This window comes from Rudanella lutea DSM 19387 (assembly GCF_000383955.1).
Classification (GTDB): Bacteria; Bacteroidota; Bacteroidia; order Cytophagales; family Spirosomataceae; genus Rudanella; species Rudanella lutea.
Genome location: NZ_KB913013.1, coordinates 4809831 through 4828246 on the forward strand (window position 1 = coordinate 4809831; position 18416 = coordinate 4828246).

General features: G+C 54.1%; 14 protein-coding genes. 8 read left to right on the forward strand and 6 right to left on the reverse strand.

Features of this window, described 5'->3' with window-relative positions:
* The first annotated feature begins 37 nt into the window (after positions 1-37).
* The 5 genes from RUDLU_RS0119915 to moeB all read left to right on the forward strand — a co-directional run bounded on the left by RUDLU_RS0119915 (position 38) and on the right by moeB (position 3269).
* On the forward strand, positions 38-238 hold the full coding sequence (locus RUDLU_RS0119915; protein WP_019990186.1) for a hypothetical protein: 201 nt from the start codon (positions 38-40) through the stop codon (positions 236-238).
* Positions 235-606 (forward strand): hypothetical protein, encoded by a 372-nt coding sequence (locus RUDLU_RS0119920; RefSeq protein WP_019990187.1) that lies wholly within the window; start codon positions 235-237, stop codon positions 604-606. Before RUDLU_RS0119915 ends, RUDLU_RS0119920 begins: the two co-directional genes overlap by 4 nt.
* Before the next feature lie 229 nt (positions 607-835).
* A complete protein-coding gene (locus RUDLU_RS0119925; RefSeq protein WP_019990188.1) occupies positions 836-1609 on the forward strand; it encodes a HipA family kinase in 774 nt (257 codons plus the stop codon).
* Positions 1587-1970 (forward strand): DUF3037 domain-containing protein, encoded by a 384-nt coding sequence (locus RUDLU_RS0119930; protein WP_019990189.1) that lies wholly within the window; start codon positions 1587-1589, stop codon positions 1968-1970. Before RUDLU_RS0119925 ends, RUDLU_RS0119930 begins: the two co-directional genes overlap by 23 nt.
* Before the next feature lie 186 nt (positions 1971-2156).
* Entirely contained in the window at positions 2157-3269 is a 1113-nt protein-coding gene (gene moeB / locus RUDLU_RS0119935) for a molybdopterin-synthase adenylyltransferase MoeB (protein ID WP_019990190.1), read from the forward strand.
* 97 nt (positions 3270-3366) lie between these two features.
* On the opposite strand, the gene RUDLU_RS0119940 is transcribed toward moeB, so the two are convergent.
* The gene (locus RUDLU_RS0119940) at positions 3367-4065 is read right to left on the reverse strand and encodes a M15 family metallopeptidase (RefSeq protein ID WP_019990191.1); all 699 of its coding nucleotides are present in this window, start codon (positions 4063-4065) and stop codon (positions 3367-3369) included.
* Between the two features lie 142 nt (positions 4066-4207).
* Between RUDLU_RS0119940 and RUDLU_RS0119945 the strand changes: the two genes are divergently transcribed.
* Positions 4208-5443 (forward strand): nucleoside recognition domain-containing protein, encoded by a 1236-nt coding sequence (locus RUDLU_RS0119945; RefSeq protein ID WP_019990192.1) that lies wholly within the window; start codon positions 4208-4210, stop codon positions 5441-5443.
* 103 nt (positions 5444-5546) lie between these two features.
* Complete coding sequence (locus RUDLU_RS0119950) at positions 5547-5729, forward strand: hypothetical protein (protein WP_019990193.1); 183 nt, start codon at positions 5547-5549, stop codon at positions 5727-5729.
* Between the two features lie 106 nt (positions 5730-5835).
* On the opposite strand, the gene RUDLU_RS0119955 is transcribed toward RUDLU_RS0119950, so the two are convergent.
* The 5 genes from RUDLU_RS0119955 to RUDLU_RS0119975 form a co-directional block, all read right to left on the reverse strand.
* Positions 5836-6879, reverse strand: coding sequence for a DUF4097 family beta strand repeat-containing protein (locus RUDLU_RS0119955; RefSeq protein ID WP_019990194.1), 1044 nt, complete (start codon positions 6877-6879; stop codon positions 5836-5838).
* Between the two features lie 102 nt (positions 6880-6981).
* Complete coding sequence (locus RUDLU_RS28890) at positions 6982-9240, reverse strand: PAS domain-containing sensor histidine kinase (protein WP_019990195.1); 2259 nt, start codon at positions 9238-9240, stop codon at positions 6982-6984.
* A 184-nt stretch (positions 9241-9424) separates the two neighbouring features.
* Positions 9425-10090, reverse strand: coding sequence for a 3-keto-disaccharide hydrolase (locus tag RUDLU_RS0119965; protein ID WP_019990196.1), 666 nt, complete (start codon positions 10088-10090; stop codon positions 9425-9427).
* A 54-nt stretch (positions 10091-10144) separates the two neighbouring features.
* Positions 10145-11164 (reverse strand): glycoside hydrolase family 113, encoded by a 1020-nt coding sequence (locus RUDLU_RS0119970; RefSeq protein WP_019990197.1) that lies wholly within the window; start codon positions 11162-11164, stop codon positions 10145-10147.
* 31 nt (positions 11165-11195) lie between these two features.
* On the reverse strand, positions 11196-14876 hold the full coding sequence (locus RUDLU_RS0119975) for a VCBS repeat-containing protein (RefSeq protein ID WP_019990198.1): 3681 nt from the start codon (positions 14874-14876) through the stop codon (positions 11196-11198).
* Between the two features lie 267 nt (positions 14877-15143).
* Between RUDLU_RS0119975 and RUDLU_RS0119980 the strand changes: the two genes are divergently transcribed.
* Positions 15144-18389 carry a SusC/RagA family TonB-linked outer membrane protein gene (locus RUDLU_RS0119980; protein ID WP_027303233.1) on the forward strand — a complete coding sequence of 1082 codons (3246 nt, stop codon included), beginning with the start codon at positions 15144-15146 and terminating at the stop codon, positions 18387-18389.
* The last annotated feature ends 27 nt before the right edge of the window (positions 18390-18416 follow it).

The window sequence follows — 18416 nt, forward strand, 5'->3', positions numbered from 1 at the left end:
TTGGTGAGTTTTCTGAGAAACAAACTTAGACAACGTTATGGAAAGCAACACAACCCACGGAACGCCCACAGGCCCGACCGAAGAGATGTACGACCGCAATGAGGAAACCGAAGGCAAGCCCCGGCTGGTGAGCATCAACGAAGACGATGTCTCAGTCGATGCTTCGGACGTAAACGACCACTCGACCGGTATGGGCGAAGATGATTTTTTAGGAAAGTCGAACAAAGAAAACAAGTGAAACCCCGCCCCAAAATTCCAACCGAACCCACGGCTATATCGACCGCCGAGCAGTTTCAGAACCAAACACTCCGGCCGGTACTGAAAGCCCTCAACGATCTTATTCTGGCGTATTACCGGCATCATTTGCCCAAACGCAAAGTGGCCTTCGACCGGTTTAGCCCCGAAGACAAGCTGGCGTACATTGAGCGTTCGGTGCGCGAGGATACCCGGTTGCGGCTGATGCTGATTGGGATGGTGGTGGGGCAGTTTTCGCCCGAAGAGTGGGCCATCTTTGTGGCTGAAGAAGCTGAACTAACCCGCCGAATTGGTAATCTGCTGATTGGCAGGCTCCAGAGTCAGGTGGATCAGTTGAGTAGCGCGGGTTGATTCAGGCAACGGTTGCCCCTCGCTGTTAAGTCTGGGCCGAATCGCCGTACTTTTGTCTTTGTGGGGGATGGTGGCTGGCGTTTGGGTTTTTGGTTCTGGGTACCAAACTGGGTCGTTATGAATTAAAAACCAAGGCAATAGCCGCTATCAACCGGAACGCCGGCCGCCATAAACCCGTTAGTAATCTGTGCCCAATTACCAACCGCCCGATCTCCGTACCGTCCATGTGATGCGTTACGTTACGCCCCTGCGCGAGGGGGGCTCACTGCCCGCGTTGGCCGAGGCCGACGACGATTTTCTGTATGTACTCAAGTTTCGCGGAGCGGGGCAGGGGGCCAAAGCCCTCATTGCTGAACTGATTGCGGGCGAAACGGCCCGGTTGCTGGGCTTACGGATGCCCGAAATCGTGTTTGCCCAACTCGACGAAGCCTTTGGCCGCACGGAACCCGACGAAGAAATTCAGGATTTGCTCAAAGCCAGTACCGGGCTCAACCTCGCTCTCCATTACTTATCGGGGGCCATCACGTTTGATCCGCTCGTGACTCCGGTCGATGCCCGGCTGGCGTCGCAGATTGTGTGGCTCGACTGCCTCATGACCAACGTTGACCGGACGGCCCGCAACACCAATATGCTGATCTGGCACAAAGAACTCTGGCTGATCGACCACGGCGCTTCGCTGTATTTTCACCACACCGGTGGGTCGTGGGAAGAACACGCCCATCGACCATTTGTCCAGGTCAAAGATCATGTGTTGCTCCCGCAGGCAAGCGAGCTCGAAGCGGTCGATGCCGAGTTTCGGGCGGTGCTCACCCCTAGCCGTATTGAAGCGATTGTAGGTCTCGTGCCCGACGAGTGGCTGACGGACGAACCGTCGAGTGCGGGCCCCTCGGAGATGTCGCCGGCCGACCGTCGGCAGATGTATGTTCAGTTTTTAACCACCCGGCTTTCCGTTTCGGAGGTCTTTGTCAACGCAGCGCAACATGCCCGAAAATCTCTTGTTTGAATACGCCGTAATCCGGGTGGTGCCGCGTGTCGAACGAGAAGAGTTTCTGAACGTGGGCGTTATTTTGTACTGCTCAGCCCGGGGCTTTCTACAAACCCGCTACCTCCTCGACCCGCAGCGGCTCGCGGCTTTTTCGGCCACTCTCGACCTCGACGAACTGACCCACCGCTTGCAGGCTTTCGAGCGGATTTGTGCAGGTCGGCAAACGGGTGGGCCAATCGGTCAGTTGGCTACGGCCGCCCGGTTTCGATGGCTCACGGCCGCCCGCAGCACCATTGTGCAAACTTCTCCTGTACACCCCGGTCTCTGCACCGACCCCGACCAAACGCTGGAACGTTTGTTTGAGAAGTTGGTGAAATAGGGAGGAAAGGGAAAAAGGAGAAAGGAGGCTGACGCAACGTTGCGCCGGAATCCCCCTCCTCCCTTTCCTCCTTTTTTCCCTTATCCCCTTTTTTCCTTCTCCCTCTTTTAAATTTTCCGGTTATCCCATAAACTAAATACCCCTCAAAAAGCGTATTTTAGCGTAACAGCCTCACCTAAAATTACTATGCTACTACCTGCTGAATACAAACGGTATCAAAAGCACCTGAACCTGCCGGAGGTAGGTGTTGAGGGGCAACTTAAGCTCAAAAGTGCCTCGGTTCTTGTCGTAGGGGCAGGTGGGTTGGGGTGTCCGGTGCTGCTTTATCTGACGGCGGCCGGCGTGGGCACCATCGGCGTGGTCGATCCTGACGTGGTGGATATTAGCAATCTGCAACGGCAGGTGTTGTACACCACCAACGAGCTGGGTAAACCCAAAGCCAAGGCCGCTGTGGCGCATCTGCAAAAGCTCAATCCCGAGATTACGTTCGATACGTATTCGCTCGCGTTTGATAGCGACAACGCCCGCGCCATTGCCGAAGGCTACGACATTGTGGTCGACTGCACCGACAATTTTAAGACCCGTTATCTGATCAACGATGCGTGCGTCACGCTCGGTAAGCCGTTTGTGTACGGGGCTATTCACCGGTTTGAGGGGCAGGTGGCGGTGCTCAACCATCAGGGGGGGGCTACATACCGGTGTCTGTTTCCGGAGTTTCCGAACGAGATGGAGATTCCGAACTGCAACGACACGGGCGTGCTTGGTGTGTTGCCGGGGGTAATCGGCACGTATCAGGCTACTGAAGTAATCAAGATGCTGACGGGCCTGGGCGAGCCTCTGAGCGGGCATCTGCTCATGGTCGATTTGTTGGCCATGTCGTTTCAGAAAATCCGGGTGAAGCGCCGGACCGATGCCGAAACCCTCGCGCAGGCTGGCCTTAGCTCAGGATACAAACCGGCTAAATCGGCTGCAAACGGTCCGCAAAAAATAGCCCCGCAGGAGCTGGCTAACCGATTGGCGGCTGGGGAAGATATTTTCCTGCTCGACGTGCGCGAGCGTCCTGAATTTGACATTTGCCACCTCGAAGGGGCCGTGCTGATTCCGGTCGGGGTAATCCCAAACAACGGGAAGCGCATCCCGACCGATAAACCGGTGGTGGTCTACTGCCATCACGGCATCCGTTCGGCCAACGTAGCCAATTACCTGCACACCCAATTCGGGTTGACCAACCTCTACAACCTCGACGGGGGTATTCACGCCTGGGCGCGCGAAGTCGAACCCGAAATGGAGGTGTATTGAAAAAGGAGAAAGGAGGAAAGGGAGAAGGGAGAAAGGAAAAAAGGAGGCTAACGCAACGTTGCGCTGGAACCCCTTTTCTCCTTTCTCCCTTTTTTCCCTATTCCACAATCCGGAACTGCATCATGGCTTTTTGGCGGGAGAGGGCGTTGAAGTGCCACCATTCGTACTCGATGGACGAGAAACCCGCCTGCCGCATTACGGATCGGAGTAGTTTGCGGTTGGCCACCTGTTGCTTGGTTAGCTTGCCTTCGCGCAACAGCCGCTCCTCGTCGGAGGGGTAGGCCAACACGCCGAAATAGTCGTACGGAGTACCCATGTCGAGTGGCACGTAATCGTTGCCTTGTACGCGGGCGATGGTCAGGTCAACAGCACAACCGTAGTTGTGAATGGAGCCCTCGCGGGGGTCGGCTACGTATTTCCGGCGTACATTTTCGGGATACTGTGGCAGGGCGTTCCAGAGCTTCCACTGGGCCGCCCGCGGGCGGGCGGCATCGTACACAAGCAGGCGTAGCTCGGGTTGTTGCTGCTTCAGGAGGGCGTTGGCTTTGGCTAATTTCTGGGCGGCCATAGGTTGCATGTAAGCGCGGGTAAGGTCGCCGTACACGTCTTTTTTGACAAAATTGTCTGTCGTCGAATATTTCAACTCAACCAGCAGCGATGGGTCAACCGTTTGGATATTCACAAGCCGTTGTGCCTGCATGGAGGCTTCGAGGCCCTGAGCGTTGGTAATGAGCGAAAGCGTGAATGCCTGAATGAGTGAATAGAAAAATATAGCCAGCCGGACTCTGTTTTGCATACCCAAATACGATTGTTTTGTGAAGCTGATGCCGTAAACTTACAGCATTTCTCGCGGGCGGCCGTGAATATGTGAGCTGGTGGCCGTAATCAAATTGGTAGAGCCTCGTTCGCTCTTTCACTCTTTCACTGAATCAATAGGGATGGCTTTAAATTACATCTGGGTTGCGTTTTTTCTGATTGCATTTTTGGTGGCTCTGGTCAAGCTACTGGTTTTTGGCGATACCGAGATTTTCAAGACCATCGTAGAGGGGTTGTTCGATTCGTCGAAAGTAGCTGTGATGGACATTGCCCTGCCTTTAGCGGGGGTTATGACGTTTTTTCTGGGGCTGCTCAACATTGCCGAGAAAATTGGCGCCATCAACGCCATCGCCCGCGTCATTGGGCCATTTTTCAACAAACTCTTCCCGGAAGTGCCCAAAGATCACCCCGCCAACGGGCAGATGATCATGAACTTTTCGGCCAATATGCTCGGGCTCGACAATGCCGCTACGCCCTTCGGCCTGAAAGCCATGCAGAGTTTGCAGGAGCTAAACCCCGTGAAAGACACCGCCAGCAACGCCCAGATTATGTTTCTGGTGCTGCATACGTCGGGCCTCACCATTATTCCGCTGAGTATCATGGCCCAACGGGCTATTCTGGGGGCCGCCGACCCGTCGGATATTTTTATTCCCTGCCTCATTGGCACCTACGTAACTACCGTGGTGAGTATCCTGATTGTGGGTATCAAACAGCGGCTCAACCTGCTCAATAGCACCGTACTGGGTGGTATTGGTGGCCTTACGGCCTTTTTGGGCTTGGCGCTTTGGTACCTGTCAGGTCTGCCCAAAGAGCAAATCGAGCAGGTATCGAAAGTGGTGGGTAACGTCCTGTTGCTGAGTATTATCGTGACGTTTCTGGCGGGTGCCATCCGGAAGAAAATTGATGTTTTCGATACGTTCATCGAAGGGGCCAAAGCCGGTTTCGAAACTTCGGTGCGCATTATTCCGTATTTGGTGGGTATGCTGGTGGCCATTGGCGCGTTTCGGAATGCGGGCGCGATGGATTACCTCGTGAGCGGCCTTAAATACGTGATTGGGCTGACGGGCGTAAACACCGATTTTACGGATGCCCTACCCGTTGCCCTCATGAAACCCCTGAGTGGGTCGGGCGCGCGGGCCCTCATGATTGATGCCATGAAACAGTTCGGGCCCGACTCGTTTGTGGGGCGGCTCGTCTGTATCTTTCAGGGATCGGCCGATACCACCTTCTACATTGTTGCCCTGTACTTCGGGTCGGTAGGGATAAAAAAGACACGCTACGCCATTGTAGCGGGCCTTATTGCCGACTTTGTGGGCGTATTGGCGGGAATCGGGCTCGGGTACTTATTCTTTCACTAATCGGGGGGCGTTGACCCGTCTGCCTGAACGTTCTGCCGCTGGCTGGGTTATGGAGTTGGAGCAATACCCAACAGAACGCCGGGTAGACTAATCAACTTACAGGATGAATATTAATCAGGTTCGCGAACAACTACACCGCCTGATCGATGAGGTGGACGATATCTATGTATTGAATGGGCTGTACCGAAATCTCGTGGCCGACAAGCGTCAGCGCGAGGAATACGAGCGGGATCAGGCCGAAAAAGCAGAGCGGAGCAAAACCCGATCTGCACGTCGAAAAGATTGATAATCCGTTTACAAAAAGACCTGCAAGTGACTATGCGAAAAGCCACTAAACACTTTATGGAAAGGTGTTTAGTGGCTCTGTAGTCTGTAACTCTCAACTCTTGCCTTTACTGCTGGTTGAGGTACACGCTGCCCATCGAAGCTGAGATTTCGACCCGGGCTCCTCCGCCATTCACGCGCCCTTTGATTCGGTCTTTGTCGGCCTGCCCGTCGAAGTTACGCAGCTCGCCAGACACGACTTTGCTGCCCCGAATATCGAGGTCCAGCCCCTTGTTCATGGGAAGTTTCACCCGAACACTGCCCACACTGCCGTCAACCCGTACATACTTGTCAACGCGGGTCATTTCGAGTTCGATGCTACCGGCCGAGGTGCTCGTTTCAACGCTGCCGGCAATGTTGCGGAGCCGGACGCTCCCGCCCGAAGTCCCCGTTTTCAATTCGCCATCAATGTTGTTGCCCTGCACACTACCACCCGACGTCTGCGCTACAATGTTGCCTTTCAGTCCGTTGAGTCGGATGCTGCCGCCCGACGTTTCGAGCCGAAGCGTACCGTCGGAGTCGGTGGCCTCGATACTGCCGCCTGATGTTTCAAGGGTAATCTGATCGTGGCAGTTGGTAATCTGAATGCTGCCACCCGAAGTTTCGCCGTTCACCGTACCGCGTACATCGTCGAGCCGAATGCTCCCGCCCGATGTTTCGAGTTTCTGGTTGCCGGTGAGGTGAGCCAACCGAAGGCTCCCGCCCGATGTTTCGAGGTCGGCCGTGGTGTTGCGTGGGGTGTAAAACTTAAAGCCGATGCTCAGGGCGCGTTTCCAATCACTGCGGTCATTTTTGCGCCGGGCCGTGGCAATCACGGTTTTCCCTTCCTGCCGAATGCTAATCTCGTAATCTTCGAGCCGTTTCTGTATTTCGTCCTGACTGAGGGTTTCGCGCCCGTTCCAGTTGTTGGGCCGCACGTACATTTCGACTTTGGTTTCGTTGCCCGAACCACCTTCTACCGTCAGACTACCGCCCGAGGTGCGGGCCTGCACAGCGTTGATTCCCGAGAATGTTTTGGTTTGAAACGGCTTGAGGTCGTCGGTCGATTGGGCCTGGGTGAATGTTGTGGTCAGAAGGCCGAGGGCAAGGAGTGGACCTAGAAAGGTTTTCATGGTTTTGACGATGTTTACGGAAAGATGCACTCGGCCGCGCAGAAGTTGCACCGGTGCGGGCCAGTTTTTTAGTATTTGGCCTTATTCCGAAAGCGTCGGCGATCAGGCCGGGAGCCAAATCGTAAATACCGAGCCTTTGCCGAGTTCGCTCGTTGCCCGAATGGCGCCGTTATGATTTTCGACTACTCGGCGGCAAATCGCCAGGCCGACACCTGTACCCACAAATTTGGCTTTGCTGTGGAGTCGCTGGAAAACCTGGAAAATGCGTTCGGCGTACTGTTTCTCGAAGCCAATGCCGTTGTCCTGCACCGAAATCTGCCAATACTGTCCGTTGGGGTTCAGGTCGGCGGGCAGGCTGTCGGGGTCGGCAGGCTGGCAACTGACTAAAACGTGAGGAGACAGATCACTCTGCTGAAATTTCAGGGCGTTGCTGACCAGGTTACTAAACAGTTGTTGCATTTGTAACGCTGACCCCTGAACAGTGGGCAACTGCTCTACCTGAATATTGGCCCCTGAATCGCGGATGAGTAAGTCCAGATCGTTCAGCACGTCGGTCATCACCAGATTCAGATTAATCGGTTCAAACTGGTCTTTCAGGGTCGAGATGCGCGAGTAATCAAGCAGGTCCCGAATCAACATCGACATCCGCCGGGCCGACTGCTGCATCCGTTGCACCAGATCTACGGCGTTGGTGTCCAGTGAATTGTGGTGTCGCTCGGTGAGTAAGTCGCCGAAGGCCATAATCTTGCGCAGGGGCTCCTGCAAATCGTGCGAGGCTACGTAGGCAAACTGTTGCAGGCTCTCGTTGGAGCGTTTCAACTCCTGAATCACAATCTCCAGTTGCTGGCGCGACCGCCGGACTTCGGAGATGTCGATAAACGAAATCACCACGCCGTCGCCCAGCTTACCGGTTGCCATCAGAAACGTTTGCGGGCCGTAGGTAAACTCAACGGTTTCGGGTTGTCCGGTTTCTACGACCCGGCAGTATCGGGCAAAATCGGCCTCATAGGTGGGGTTGGGTACCTGGCTAAAGGGCTTGGTTAGAATGGTTTCTGTCAATGGTCCCCAGATTTCGCGCGCGAGTCGATTCCCGCGCACTGTCCGAAAATCCACAATCTTGCCGTCCGAATCCCGAATGGCTTCGTGCAGCGAAAGAGCCGTTTGCGAATTATCGAGGATAGCTTCGAGCTGATTGGCCAGAATTTCCTGATCGACCTCGGCCTGCTTGATAGCCGACACATCGAGAAACGTGAACAGAACTCCGTCGCCATGCTTAATAAACGAACCTTCAAACCAGCCGCGTGTTCCGAAATGGTTATATTCGAACGAATACCGTTGGCTTTCACCGGTTTGGGTGACGGTGTAAAACGTATCAAAAAGGGGTATCGTCTGCCAGTTCGGAAACAGCGTGCTGATTAGCTGTCCGGCCATATCGGCTACGGTACGCCCAACGAGCCCGGCGTTGAACGAGTTGGTCAGCAAATACCGGAAATCTACAATGTCGTCTGTTTCGTCCCGAATGGCTTCGGCCAGAATAATACCCACCGGCGAGTGATCGATCACGCGCTGAAGCAGTTCGGTCTGGTGTTTTCGCTGTTGTTCGGCCTCCCAGCTTTCGGGCTTATCCTGAATGGTGAGCACAATTCCATCGCCCCACTTCACAACCGATACATCAAAATATCCCGACAGTCCATCGTACTGGTACGGTATATCGAGCCGGGCGGGGGTACCGGTGTCAGCAACCTGCGCATAACGGGCAAATACACCTGTTTCAACCGTGTGCGGAAAATACTCGAGCATGGTGTGGCCAATCACCTGATGGTCGTCGCGTCGGGTTGTCCGGCGGTTGGTCTCGTTTTGCAGCACGTACCGGAAATCCACAATTTCGCCTGCTTCATTTCGGATGGCTTCAAACGCGGCAATCTGGCTCTGCGAGCTGTCGAGTACCGATCGGAGTAGTTCGTTTTGTTTCGCCAGAGTCTGATGTTGGGCGTCGGTTCCAGAGGGGGCAATCAGGGTAGTTTGCCGATGTCCACCGACCAGAAAATGAGGGCTGTCGGGTAGCTTTAGAAACGACAGCCGACCCGATTCGCCGGGTAGGGTCAGCCACTGTGTCTGAGGTTCAGCCTGGCGTAAGGTATTCAGTATCTGGCGATAGGCGTCAGAGGGGAGGTTGGGGACTAACGACGAAAGCGTGGTTGTGTGAGCGGGGGTACCCGGAAGCTTCCAGAGGTGCTGCGCTGCGGGGTTTGCCTCGACCAGAAGCAAGTCGACAAGGAGACCCTCAGGGCTGGTCAAACCCTGAAACACCCCCAGCGGGCCGGGTGTTAACTCCAGTAAAGCTTTGGTCAGTAAATTCATTCAATTCGTTACGGTAAACCAGAGGAAGTGTCTGTTCAGACGGTCTAACGAAGATAGAGCTTCCGGCGAACTTCGCCAATGACATGGGCTTGTCTTAAGGTGATTTTAGTGCAGAGCCGGTATGGGGTTTCATAAAAAAACACCTCTCGGTTGGGAGAGGTGTCTTGGCAGAGTGTACGTGGAATTAGTCGGGTAGTACCCGAATCATGATGTCTTTAAACAACACTTTACTTTTGGGGTCGTGGCCCTGCAAGGCCACCGTACCACTGCTTAGTTTGCGGGTAATATTGGGCTTATTGCTGATGCTGTCGGGCTCGGTGTACTGGTTAATGATCTTGTCGTTGATCCGTACCGTAACCATTTTGCCCTGTACCGTGATCTGCTCGGTGTACCACTCATCGTCTTTCACGAACACCTCTTTTACGTCCTGAAGGGCATATACACTGCCCGTTTTACGCCAGTCGGTATGGGTTTGGTTTACCTGAATTTCGTAGCCTTTGGCGGGCCAGCCTTTCTCCTGATAGCCGGTATGAATAAACATGCCGGAGTTGGAGCCGGGCATGGTTTTCACGGTCGCCTTCCACTCGAAATTTTTGAAGGTATGGTTATTGACCGGCCCGTCGTAAAACAGGTGTGCCCGAGGACCGAATACCACAATCGCGCCGTCCTGTACCGAGAAAGTAGCCGGGTTTTCGGCTACTTTCCAGCCGTCGAGGTTTTTGCCGTTAAATAAACTCACCCAACCATCGCCTTTTTGGCTGCGGGCGCCTGCGGTCGACGACACGTTGGATTTAGGGGTGGCACAGGCCAGCATCACAGCCGGGGCCAGAAGGATAAGGAGACGTTTCATGCGTAGAAAGAACCAGACAAGCGTTTGCGGGTATAAGACAAACGAGGAACTTATCTAATGCCAGGCGTCTTTAAGCGTGTTGGCCGCTGCCCGGTTTTGCGGGCTATACTGGTCTGGATGCCGTGTGTTGGGAGAATCGGTCAGAAACCATTTCCAAACGAACCCACCCGCAAACCAGGGCTGATGCCACACCGACTCAAACAGGGCCGTGTAGGCTTGTGCCTGTGCCTGTTCGCTGGGTGTGCAGTCGGTGTCCGACTCCCAGGGCCGCCGGGCCGTGTAGGTGCAGGCCCGGTAACCAAACTCCGTAAACAGGATTGGCTTCTGCTTTTCGCCACTTAGTTCGCCCAACGCTTGTACATGATCTTTCCAACCCCGATTCATGGCCCGCACACTCGGCGTTGGGCTGTCGGAGAGCGGAAAGTAGGCATCCACACCAATGTAGTCGAGTTCGTTCCAGAACGGAATCTGCGCGTACCGATCCCAATTGGCCGCGTAGGTTAGCTTGCCTTTGTAAATGGCTTTGACCTGACCAATCAGTCGGCTCCAGAATTGGGGCCGGGCTACGGCGAACCGGTCCAGTTCGGTGGTGATGCAAAACAGATCGACCCGGAGCGAATCGGCCAGGTGTGCGTTGTGCAGAATGTATTTTGTGTAATCGGTTTCAAACGTCAGCCAATCGGCCTCGTTGGCAAATGCGAGGTCGAGGTGTGAGCCGCCCATCATCCAGACGTGCGGCTTCAGCATCACCCTCAGGTTTTGCTCCCGTGCCATTCGGATGGTTTCGGCTACTCCCTGCGGGGTTTCGCCCCACCACTGCCCCATGTTCCGCCTGCCCGGTGGCGGGTTGCCGCTGTAGTAAAAGTGCGGGTCACCCTGCTGACAAAACCCGTACGGAACTACGGCAACCCAGTCGGCCCCCACCTGCCGTGGCCCGCTTAGGGCATCGGGTGCGGGTTGGCGGGGCGGGGCCACCAGATTGACGCCTTTCATCTTCGGCTCCTGCGTGCGGTACGAGGCCACCGATTGGCAGCTCAGAATCCCCAGAAGCAGCAATACAGATGAAAGTTGCATGAAACGGGTCCAGAAAAGGTGAAAAATGCGGTTACAACTGTCGCTGTTTGCCGGTTCCGTCGGTAATCACAACAGACTTTACGTTGGGGGGCAACACCAGCTGGCGCGCCGACTGCGACAAAAAGGACTGACCATACCCAAACTCAACCCGCTGACGTTTACCAGTAGGCAGTGTGACCAACCCACTGGCGTCGTTGGGTTGCAGCCGGATGCTCCGGCTGGGTGTTGTTTGCCGGAAGATACACAATTTACCCCGGTTTTGAGTGGCTACCAGCAGTGGGCGGCCGTTGGCATCGGTGAGCTGAGCCAACCCCTTAGCGTTGCCCGGCACATAAAAACCACTGGCTGCCGAGGTAGTGGGCGTAAAACCACCTTTGCCGTTGCCCCGGAGCCATAGTCCGTTGAGGGCATCGTACCGGCCTATTGACACCTCTCCGCTGTAGTCATTGCCAACCAGCACCACATCGAGGTTACCGTCGTTATCTACATCCTGAGTAACCATACCAAAAATAGGCCCCAGCTGCGCCAGCGTAGGCAGTGGGTGCATAGCAAACTGGGCTTTGCCGTCGCTACCGACTCCTTTGTTTTCGAGGTACATCGAACGAAACTCATTGGCTTCGAGTACCATAGCCTTACTGCGTTCCTCTTCGGTCAGGAGCTTGTCGATGCTGGCCGTGGTGAAATCTTTGTAGAACGGAAACCGCTTCCGCATCACAATCATTTGCTTAATGAGGTCGTCGCGGCCGTGAAACGTGTACTCTTTACGCGGGGCACCTTCGTTGGCAGTTTCGGGAATAAAGATGGTCGGAATAGCGTCGTAGAAGCCATTGTTGTCGAAATCACCAGCGTACAGGCGCACGGGTTCGAGCTTACTGGCCCGCATGCGGGCGTTGAGGCCGAGGTTCCCGGCAATGTAATCGATATCGCCATCGGCATCGAAGTCGCCGGGGGTAAGCGAGTTCCACCAACCCTTTACATCGGGCGAGATGGGTACAGCCGTAAAGGGTTGTTTCTGCCCATTTTTCAGGAGCGTGAGTGCCATAAACTCGCCTGCCAGCATCAGGTCGGGCCAGCCATCGTTATCGGGGTCGGTCCAGAGAGCGTCGCACACCAGCCCGACGTTTTGCAGAGCCGGGGCTACTTTCGCCGTTACATCGGTAAACCGGGGTGCGCCTGTACCCCCTTTGGGGGAATCGTTGCGAAGCAGCAGGCTCGTAACTGGTTTAGGGTACTGGTCAGGTTCTACGCGGCCACCCACAAACAGATCAAGATCGCCATCGCGGTCAAAATCGGCAGCTTTCACACACGACTTGCTGGTGGTGTTGACGGGCAGGCTGCCCGGCGCCAGCGTAAACTGGCCTTTACCGTTGTTCACGTAAAGCCGATCCTGGTACGTAGGGGCACCGGCATTGTCTTCGCAACTACCACTGGCAATGTACAAATCGAGGTCGCCATCGGTATCAGCGTCAAACAAAAGCACACCCATGTCTTCTTCCGGCTTGCGTGGGTTGGGTGTCGGCCCCGGCAAGAGGGGTTGCGATGTAAACCGCCCGCTCGTCTGCTGGAGGAAAAACGTACCGCTGTGTTGGCGCGAGCCTCCCACGAAGAAATCGTCGAGACCATCGCCGTTGACATCACCAGCTGCTACCGCCGGGCCAAACTGCGACAGTTTGTGGGGCAGAAGTTTCTGGTTGTTGAAATCGATGTACTCGGGCTCCTGATGTACAAACTGTACCCCTACAGAGTCGGTAATATCGCGCAGCGGGCTTGGGGCTGTCTGTGGCGTATCGGGTTGGTACGGCTCGGTGGCTTTGCGGGCGTCGGCGGTGAGTACCTGATTGGTTTTTACGTTGGTCAGGACCTGTTGGCGGGCGGGTTGTCCGTTGATACCCGGCCAGATGATACGCACCCGGTCAACGGCTTTGATCGTGCCCAGACCGAAGTGGGCAAACGGCTCAACTGTCGACAGATACCCCCGGTATGGGCTATGCTCGTAAACCTGCCGCCGGGCTACTCCTTTGGCATCTTTGTAATCGATTTCAACGAGGGTGCCGAGCCCCATGCGGTTATATTCTGTCCCTACAAACCCAACGCGGAGGTAGCTGGTCTGGCCAGCCTTTTGCTCCATTAAGTTGTTGCGGTACACAAAGGCAGAGTCGTTGATGTTGTTCGTAACGTATTCGAGGTCTCCGTCGTTGTCGAGATCACCGTAGGCAGCACCGTTGGAGAAAGAGGGTTTAAATAAGCCCCAGTCCTGCGTCACGTCGTCGAAGAGCAATGGTTCGTTGTCTGAGTCTCCGGCGCGGTTCCGAAACGCGTAGTTGCTAATCTTAACAACCGGAATTTGGCTCAGCAGGTAGCTTTTGGTGGCTACAGATCCGCTCTCCTGCCGAAAACTAACGAAATCACGGTCAGTGATATCTTTCGGAAACCCGTTGGTTATCATCAGGTCTCGGTAGCCATCGTGGTCAAAGTCGGCCAGTAGGGGAGACCAGCTCCAGTCCGTTTCGGCTACGTCGGCCAGCAGGCTGATTTCTGAAAACACAGGGTCTTTACTACCGGGGCGCGGACCACCGTTCAGCTGAAGTGTATTGCGCACATACTGGTAATTGTACTTAAACTCCTCATTGTTAAGGTAGTTTTGGTAGCTATTGGGGCCCATCAACATCTTCTTGCGGTAATTGTCGCGGGGTTGCATGTCCACGGCTACCACTTCGGCTAGTCCGTCGTTGTTAATATCCGCCACGTCGTTGCCCATGGCCGAGTTGCTGGTGTGCTTGAAATAATCAGCCGCCCGGTCGGTAAACCCACCTTTCTGGTTATTGATATAAAGCAGGTCGTCGGTGATGTAGTCGTTGGTGACGTAAATATCTTTCCAGCCGTCGCGGTTAATATCTACGATCGAAATTCCCAATCCGTAGCCCTCGGTCAGAATACCGGCCTCACGTGAGACGTTGACAAAAAGCGGGGTTCCGGCCGGGGCGCTTGCTTTGCCGGTTTTCCGCTCGACGGTCATGTTCCGATACAGTCGGTCGGTTGTGGCCGACGAGCCGTCTTTTACTTTGATCCGGTACGCGTTGGGGTACTGTTCAATTGTATTGGTGAGTACGTACAGGTCAAGATCTCCGTCATTGTCGTAGTCAAAAAAGGCAGAATGGGTCGTGTGCCCATCGTCGGCAATGCCATATTCGTGGGCCCGCTCTTTGAAGACTGGTACCGAAAGGCCATCAGCTCCGGTTTGGTTGCCTTCATTAATAAACAGTAAATTTTCACGGCGGGCTGCGTTTTTGCTCACGGTAGCACCCACATATATGTCCATTCGGCCATCATTGTTGATATCGACAAGGGCTACACCAGAACACCACTTACCGTTTCCATCAACGGCTGCCTGCTTCGTCACATCGGCAAACTGAAGTGAGGCCCCGCCTTTTTTCCCTTTGTTAATGTAGAGCCTGTTGGCGGACTGGTTTCCGGTGAAAAAGATATCCTGCAAACTGTCGCCATTGAAATCGGCAATACTTACCCCGCCACCATTGTAAATATACTCAAAATCGACAATGTTAAAGGTGTCATTGTCGGTAATGCGGTTACTAAACGTGATACCGGTTTCAGATGTCGGTACAAGTGTAAATAAAGGTTTGTCTTGTTGACAAGAGGAGATTGAGACAAGAGTAACTAAAAGAGCAATATGGGCGCGTAATTCACGAAGCATGAGTATTGAAGAACAAAATCTGAGAGCAAACTACAAAAAAAAATAGCAATCATCCTAACGCAAAAAAGCCCAAAAAACCGCTTGTAGGCATTTCATGGCCAATAAGTTGCCTGTCAGTCACATTTTTTATGAACAGTTTTAGATGGGATTAAAAAAAGAAAATATTAAAAAAAAGTTCGAGTATGGGCTTCAGATGTTTTACTTTTGCGTGGTGAGTATAAATGCCGTTTTACCAATTAATTCCAACCTTAAAAAACATCAAGGTACATGAGAACAACTCTCTACAGGCTATCTCAGGCTGCGCTGTTATGCACACTGATGCTATTCAGTAGCATTGTGGTGATGGCCCAGGACCGCCGGATTACTGGGAAAATCACCGGTGCTGATGGACCCGTTCCCGGAGTGAACATTGTGATCAAGGGCACAACGACCGGTACAACTACCGATGCCAATGGTGCGTACGCGTTGAACCTGCGGGGTGCAAATCCAGTGCTGGTTATTTCTGCAATCGGTTACAAAGGCCAGGAAGTAGCAGTGGGTAACCGCTCTGAAGTGAACATCACCCTCGAAGACGACGCCACCGCTCTGTCGGAAGTTGTTGTAACGGGTTACACCACTGACGATCGGCGCACGGTAACGGGTGCCGTCTCGACGGTGAAAGCGCGGGCACTGCAGGCTCAGCCTTCGGGCAACGTAGAGCAGCAGCTGCAGGGTCGCGTATCGGGTGTGACGGTTATCACCAACGGTCAGCCGGGTACCAACAGCCAGGTACGCGTGCGGGGTTTCGGTGCCTTCGGTGGTAACGAGCCTCTGTACGTAGTTGACGGGGTGCCCGTTGGCTCGGTGAACTTCGTTGCTCCGGACGACGTGGAGACAACCACCGTACTGAAAGACGCTGCGGCTGCGTCAATCTACGGTGCGCGTGCTGCCAACGGCGTTATCGTTATTACGACCCGGAAGGGCTCGAAGACTCCCAAGAAATTGCAGGTAACGTACGACGGTCAGATTGGTGCTACAGATCCGGGCAAAGGTCAGGAGATGTTGAAGCCAACCGAGTTTGCTGACTGGACTTGGCGTCAGTTCCGCAACACAGCGTTCCAGAACGGGACGGCTCCTGCCTACAGCCACCCACAGTTTGGTACGGGTGCTACACCGATTATCCCTGATTTCATTAACGTAGGGGGCCGTGCAGGCGTAGTAGGTAGCGTTGACCTGGCGGCTGAGCGGTTGAAGTACAACATCAACCCAGCAGCTGGTGCTATCTATCAGGTAGTTCGGGCCAACAAAGAAGGTACCGACTGGTACGATGCCGTTACGCGGGTAGCCGCTGTACAGCGTCATGGTCTGGGCTTTACTGGTAGTGGCGAAGGAAGCCGTTTCTATATTGGCTTGAGCGCTCAGAATCAGCAGGGTATCCTTCTGAACAACGATTTCAAGCGCTACTCGTTCCGGGCTAACTCAGAATTTGATCTGGGCAAGAAAGTTCGGATTGGTGAGAACGTTCAGTTTACCTACCTGTCGGTATTGGGTCAGGGCGGTGCTGGTAACGGTCAGGGTGTAGCTGCCGACGAAAACGACATTCTGCAGGCTTTCCGTATGCCTTCAATCATTCCGGTGTACGACGAGTTCGGTGGATATGCGGGTACGGCTGCCAAAGGCTTCAACAACCCACGTAACCCGGTGGCAAGCCGTCAGGGTCTGTCCAACAACCGTGGTTTCAACACGCTGGGCTTTGGTAACATCTACCTCGAGGTTGATCCGATCGAAAACCTGACCCTACGTAGCACGGTGGGTGGTCAGTACGGTAGCTTCTACAACTATGGCTACAGCCGCCTGCAGTACGAAAACTCGGAAAACAACTCGGCATTTGGCTACAACGAAGGTGGTGGCTATTCATTTGCCTGGGTGTTGACCAACACGGCGGCTTACAAGCGTAAGTTTGGTGTACACGGTGTTGACGTAATCGTGGGTCAGGAAGCCCTGAACACCGGTGTTGGCCGGAACATCAATGGTAACGGTCAGAACCCATTCTCAACCGACCCAAACTACATCACGCTGAGCACGGTGGCCTCAACGGGTCGTCAGGTAAACAGTGGTCAGTTCAAGGGGGTTAACTTCTACTCACTGTTCGGTCGTTTGAACTACATCTACAACGACAAGTATATCGTAACGGGTGTGATTCGTCGCGACGGTTCAAGCCGTTTCGGTGCCAACAACCGCTACGGTGTGTTCCCGGCTGCTTCGGTAGCATGGCGTATGTCGTCTGAAGAGTTCATGAAAGACCTCTCGTGGGTGACTGAGTTCAAAGTACGGGGTGGTTATGGTTTGATGGGTAACTCAAACAACGTTGACCCGGCTAACCAGTACAGCTTGTATGCCGCTAACCTCGGCAACTCGGCCTACGATATCAACGGTTCGAACTCAAGCACGGTTGACGGTTACTACCGCTCACGGATCGGTAACCCCGATGCTAAGTGGGAGACCTCGATCACGAGCAACATCGGTTTTGATGGTTCGTTTTTCAATAACCGTCTGGAAGTTATCCTCGACATCTGGCGGAAAGACACCAAGGATCTTCTGTTCCAGGTGCCTATTCCTGACGTAATCGGTACGTATGCTTCGGCTCCTTCGGTTAACATCGGTAAGATGCGTAACCAGGGTATCGACCTTCAGGTAATTACCCGTGGTAAAATCGGTGCCGAAGTAGGTTACGAAGCGAACATCACCGCCAGCACGCTGAGCAACAAAATTGAGTACCTCGCTCCGGGTCTGACCTACCTGACTACTGTAAACCCAGGTTTCCGGGGTATCAACCCGATTCGGAACCAGTTGGGCTACTCACTGTCAGCGTTCTACGGCTACCAGGTGACTGGCTTGTTCCAGAGCAAAGCTGAAGTAGACGCTGCGCCGAAGCAGGAAGGTGCCGCTCCAGGCCGTTTCCGGTATGCTGATATCAACGGTGACAACAAGATCGACGCGAACGACCGGACCTACCTCGGTAGCCCTGTTCCGAAATTCACGGGTGGTCTGAACCTGCGCTTCACGTATCGTGGATTCGATGTTGAAATGTATGGTTACACCTCAATCGGTAACAAGATTTTCAACGTATCGAAGTGGTTCACCGACTTCTACCCATCGTTTGCGGGTGCGGCTATCAGCGCCCGCGTGCGTGACTCATGGTCACCTGAGAACCCCGGTGGTACTGTGCCCATTTTCGAAGCAGCTTCGAACTTCAGCACCAACACCCAGTCGAACTCGTACTACGTAGAAGACGGTTCGTACTTCCGGATGCAGAACCTGTCGTTTGGCTACAACCTGCCAAGCAGCATTCTGAACAAAATCAAATTGCAGCGTCTGCGCGTATTCGTATCAACAAACAACCTGTTCACGATCACGAAATACCAGGGTCTTGACCCAAGCGTAGGTGGTAACGCTGATACTAACTTTGGTATTGATGTAGGAAACTACCCAATTACTCGTAGCGTACTGGGCGGTGTTTCTCTGTCATTCTAAAAACAAAATGGGGTATGCAAATACCCC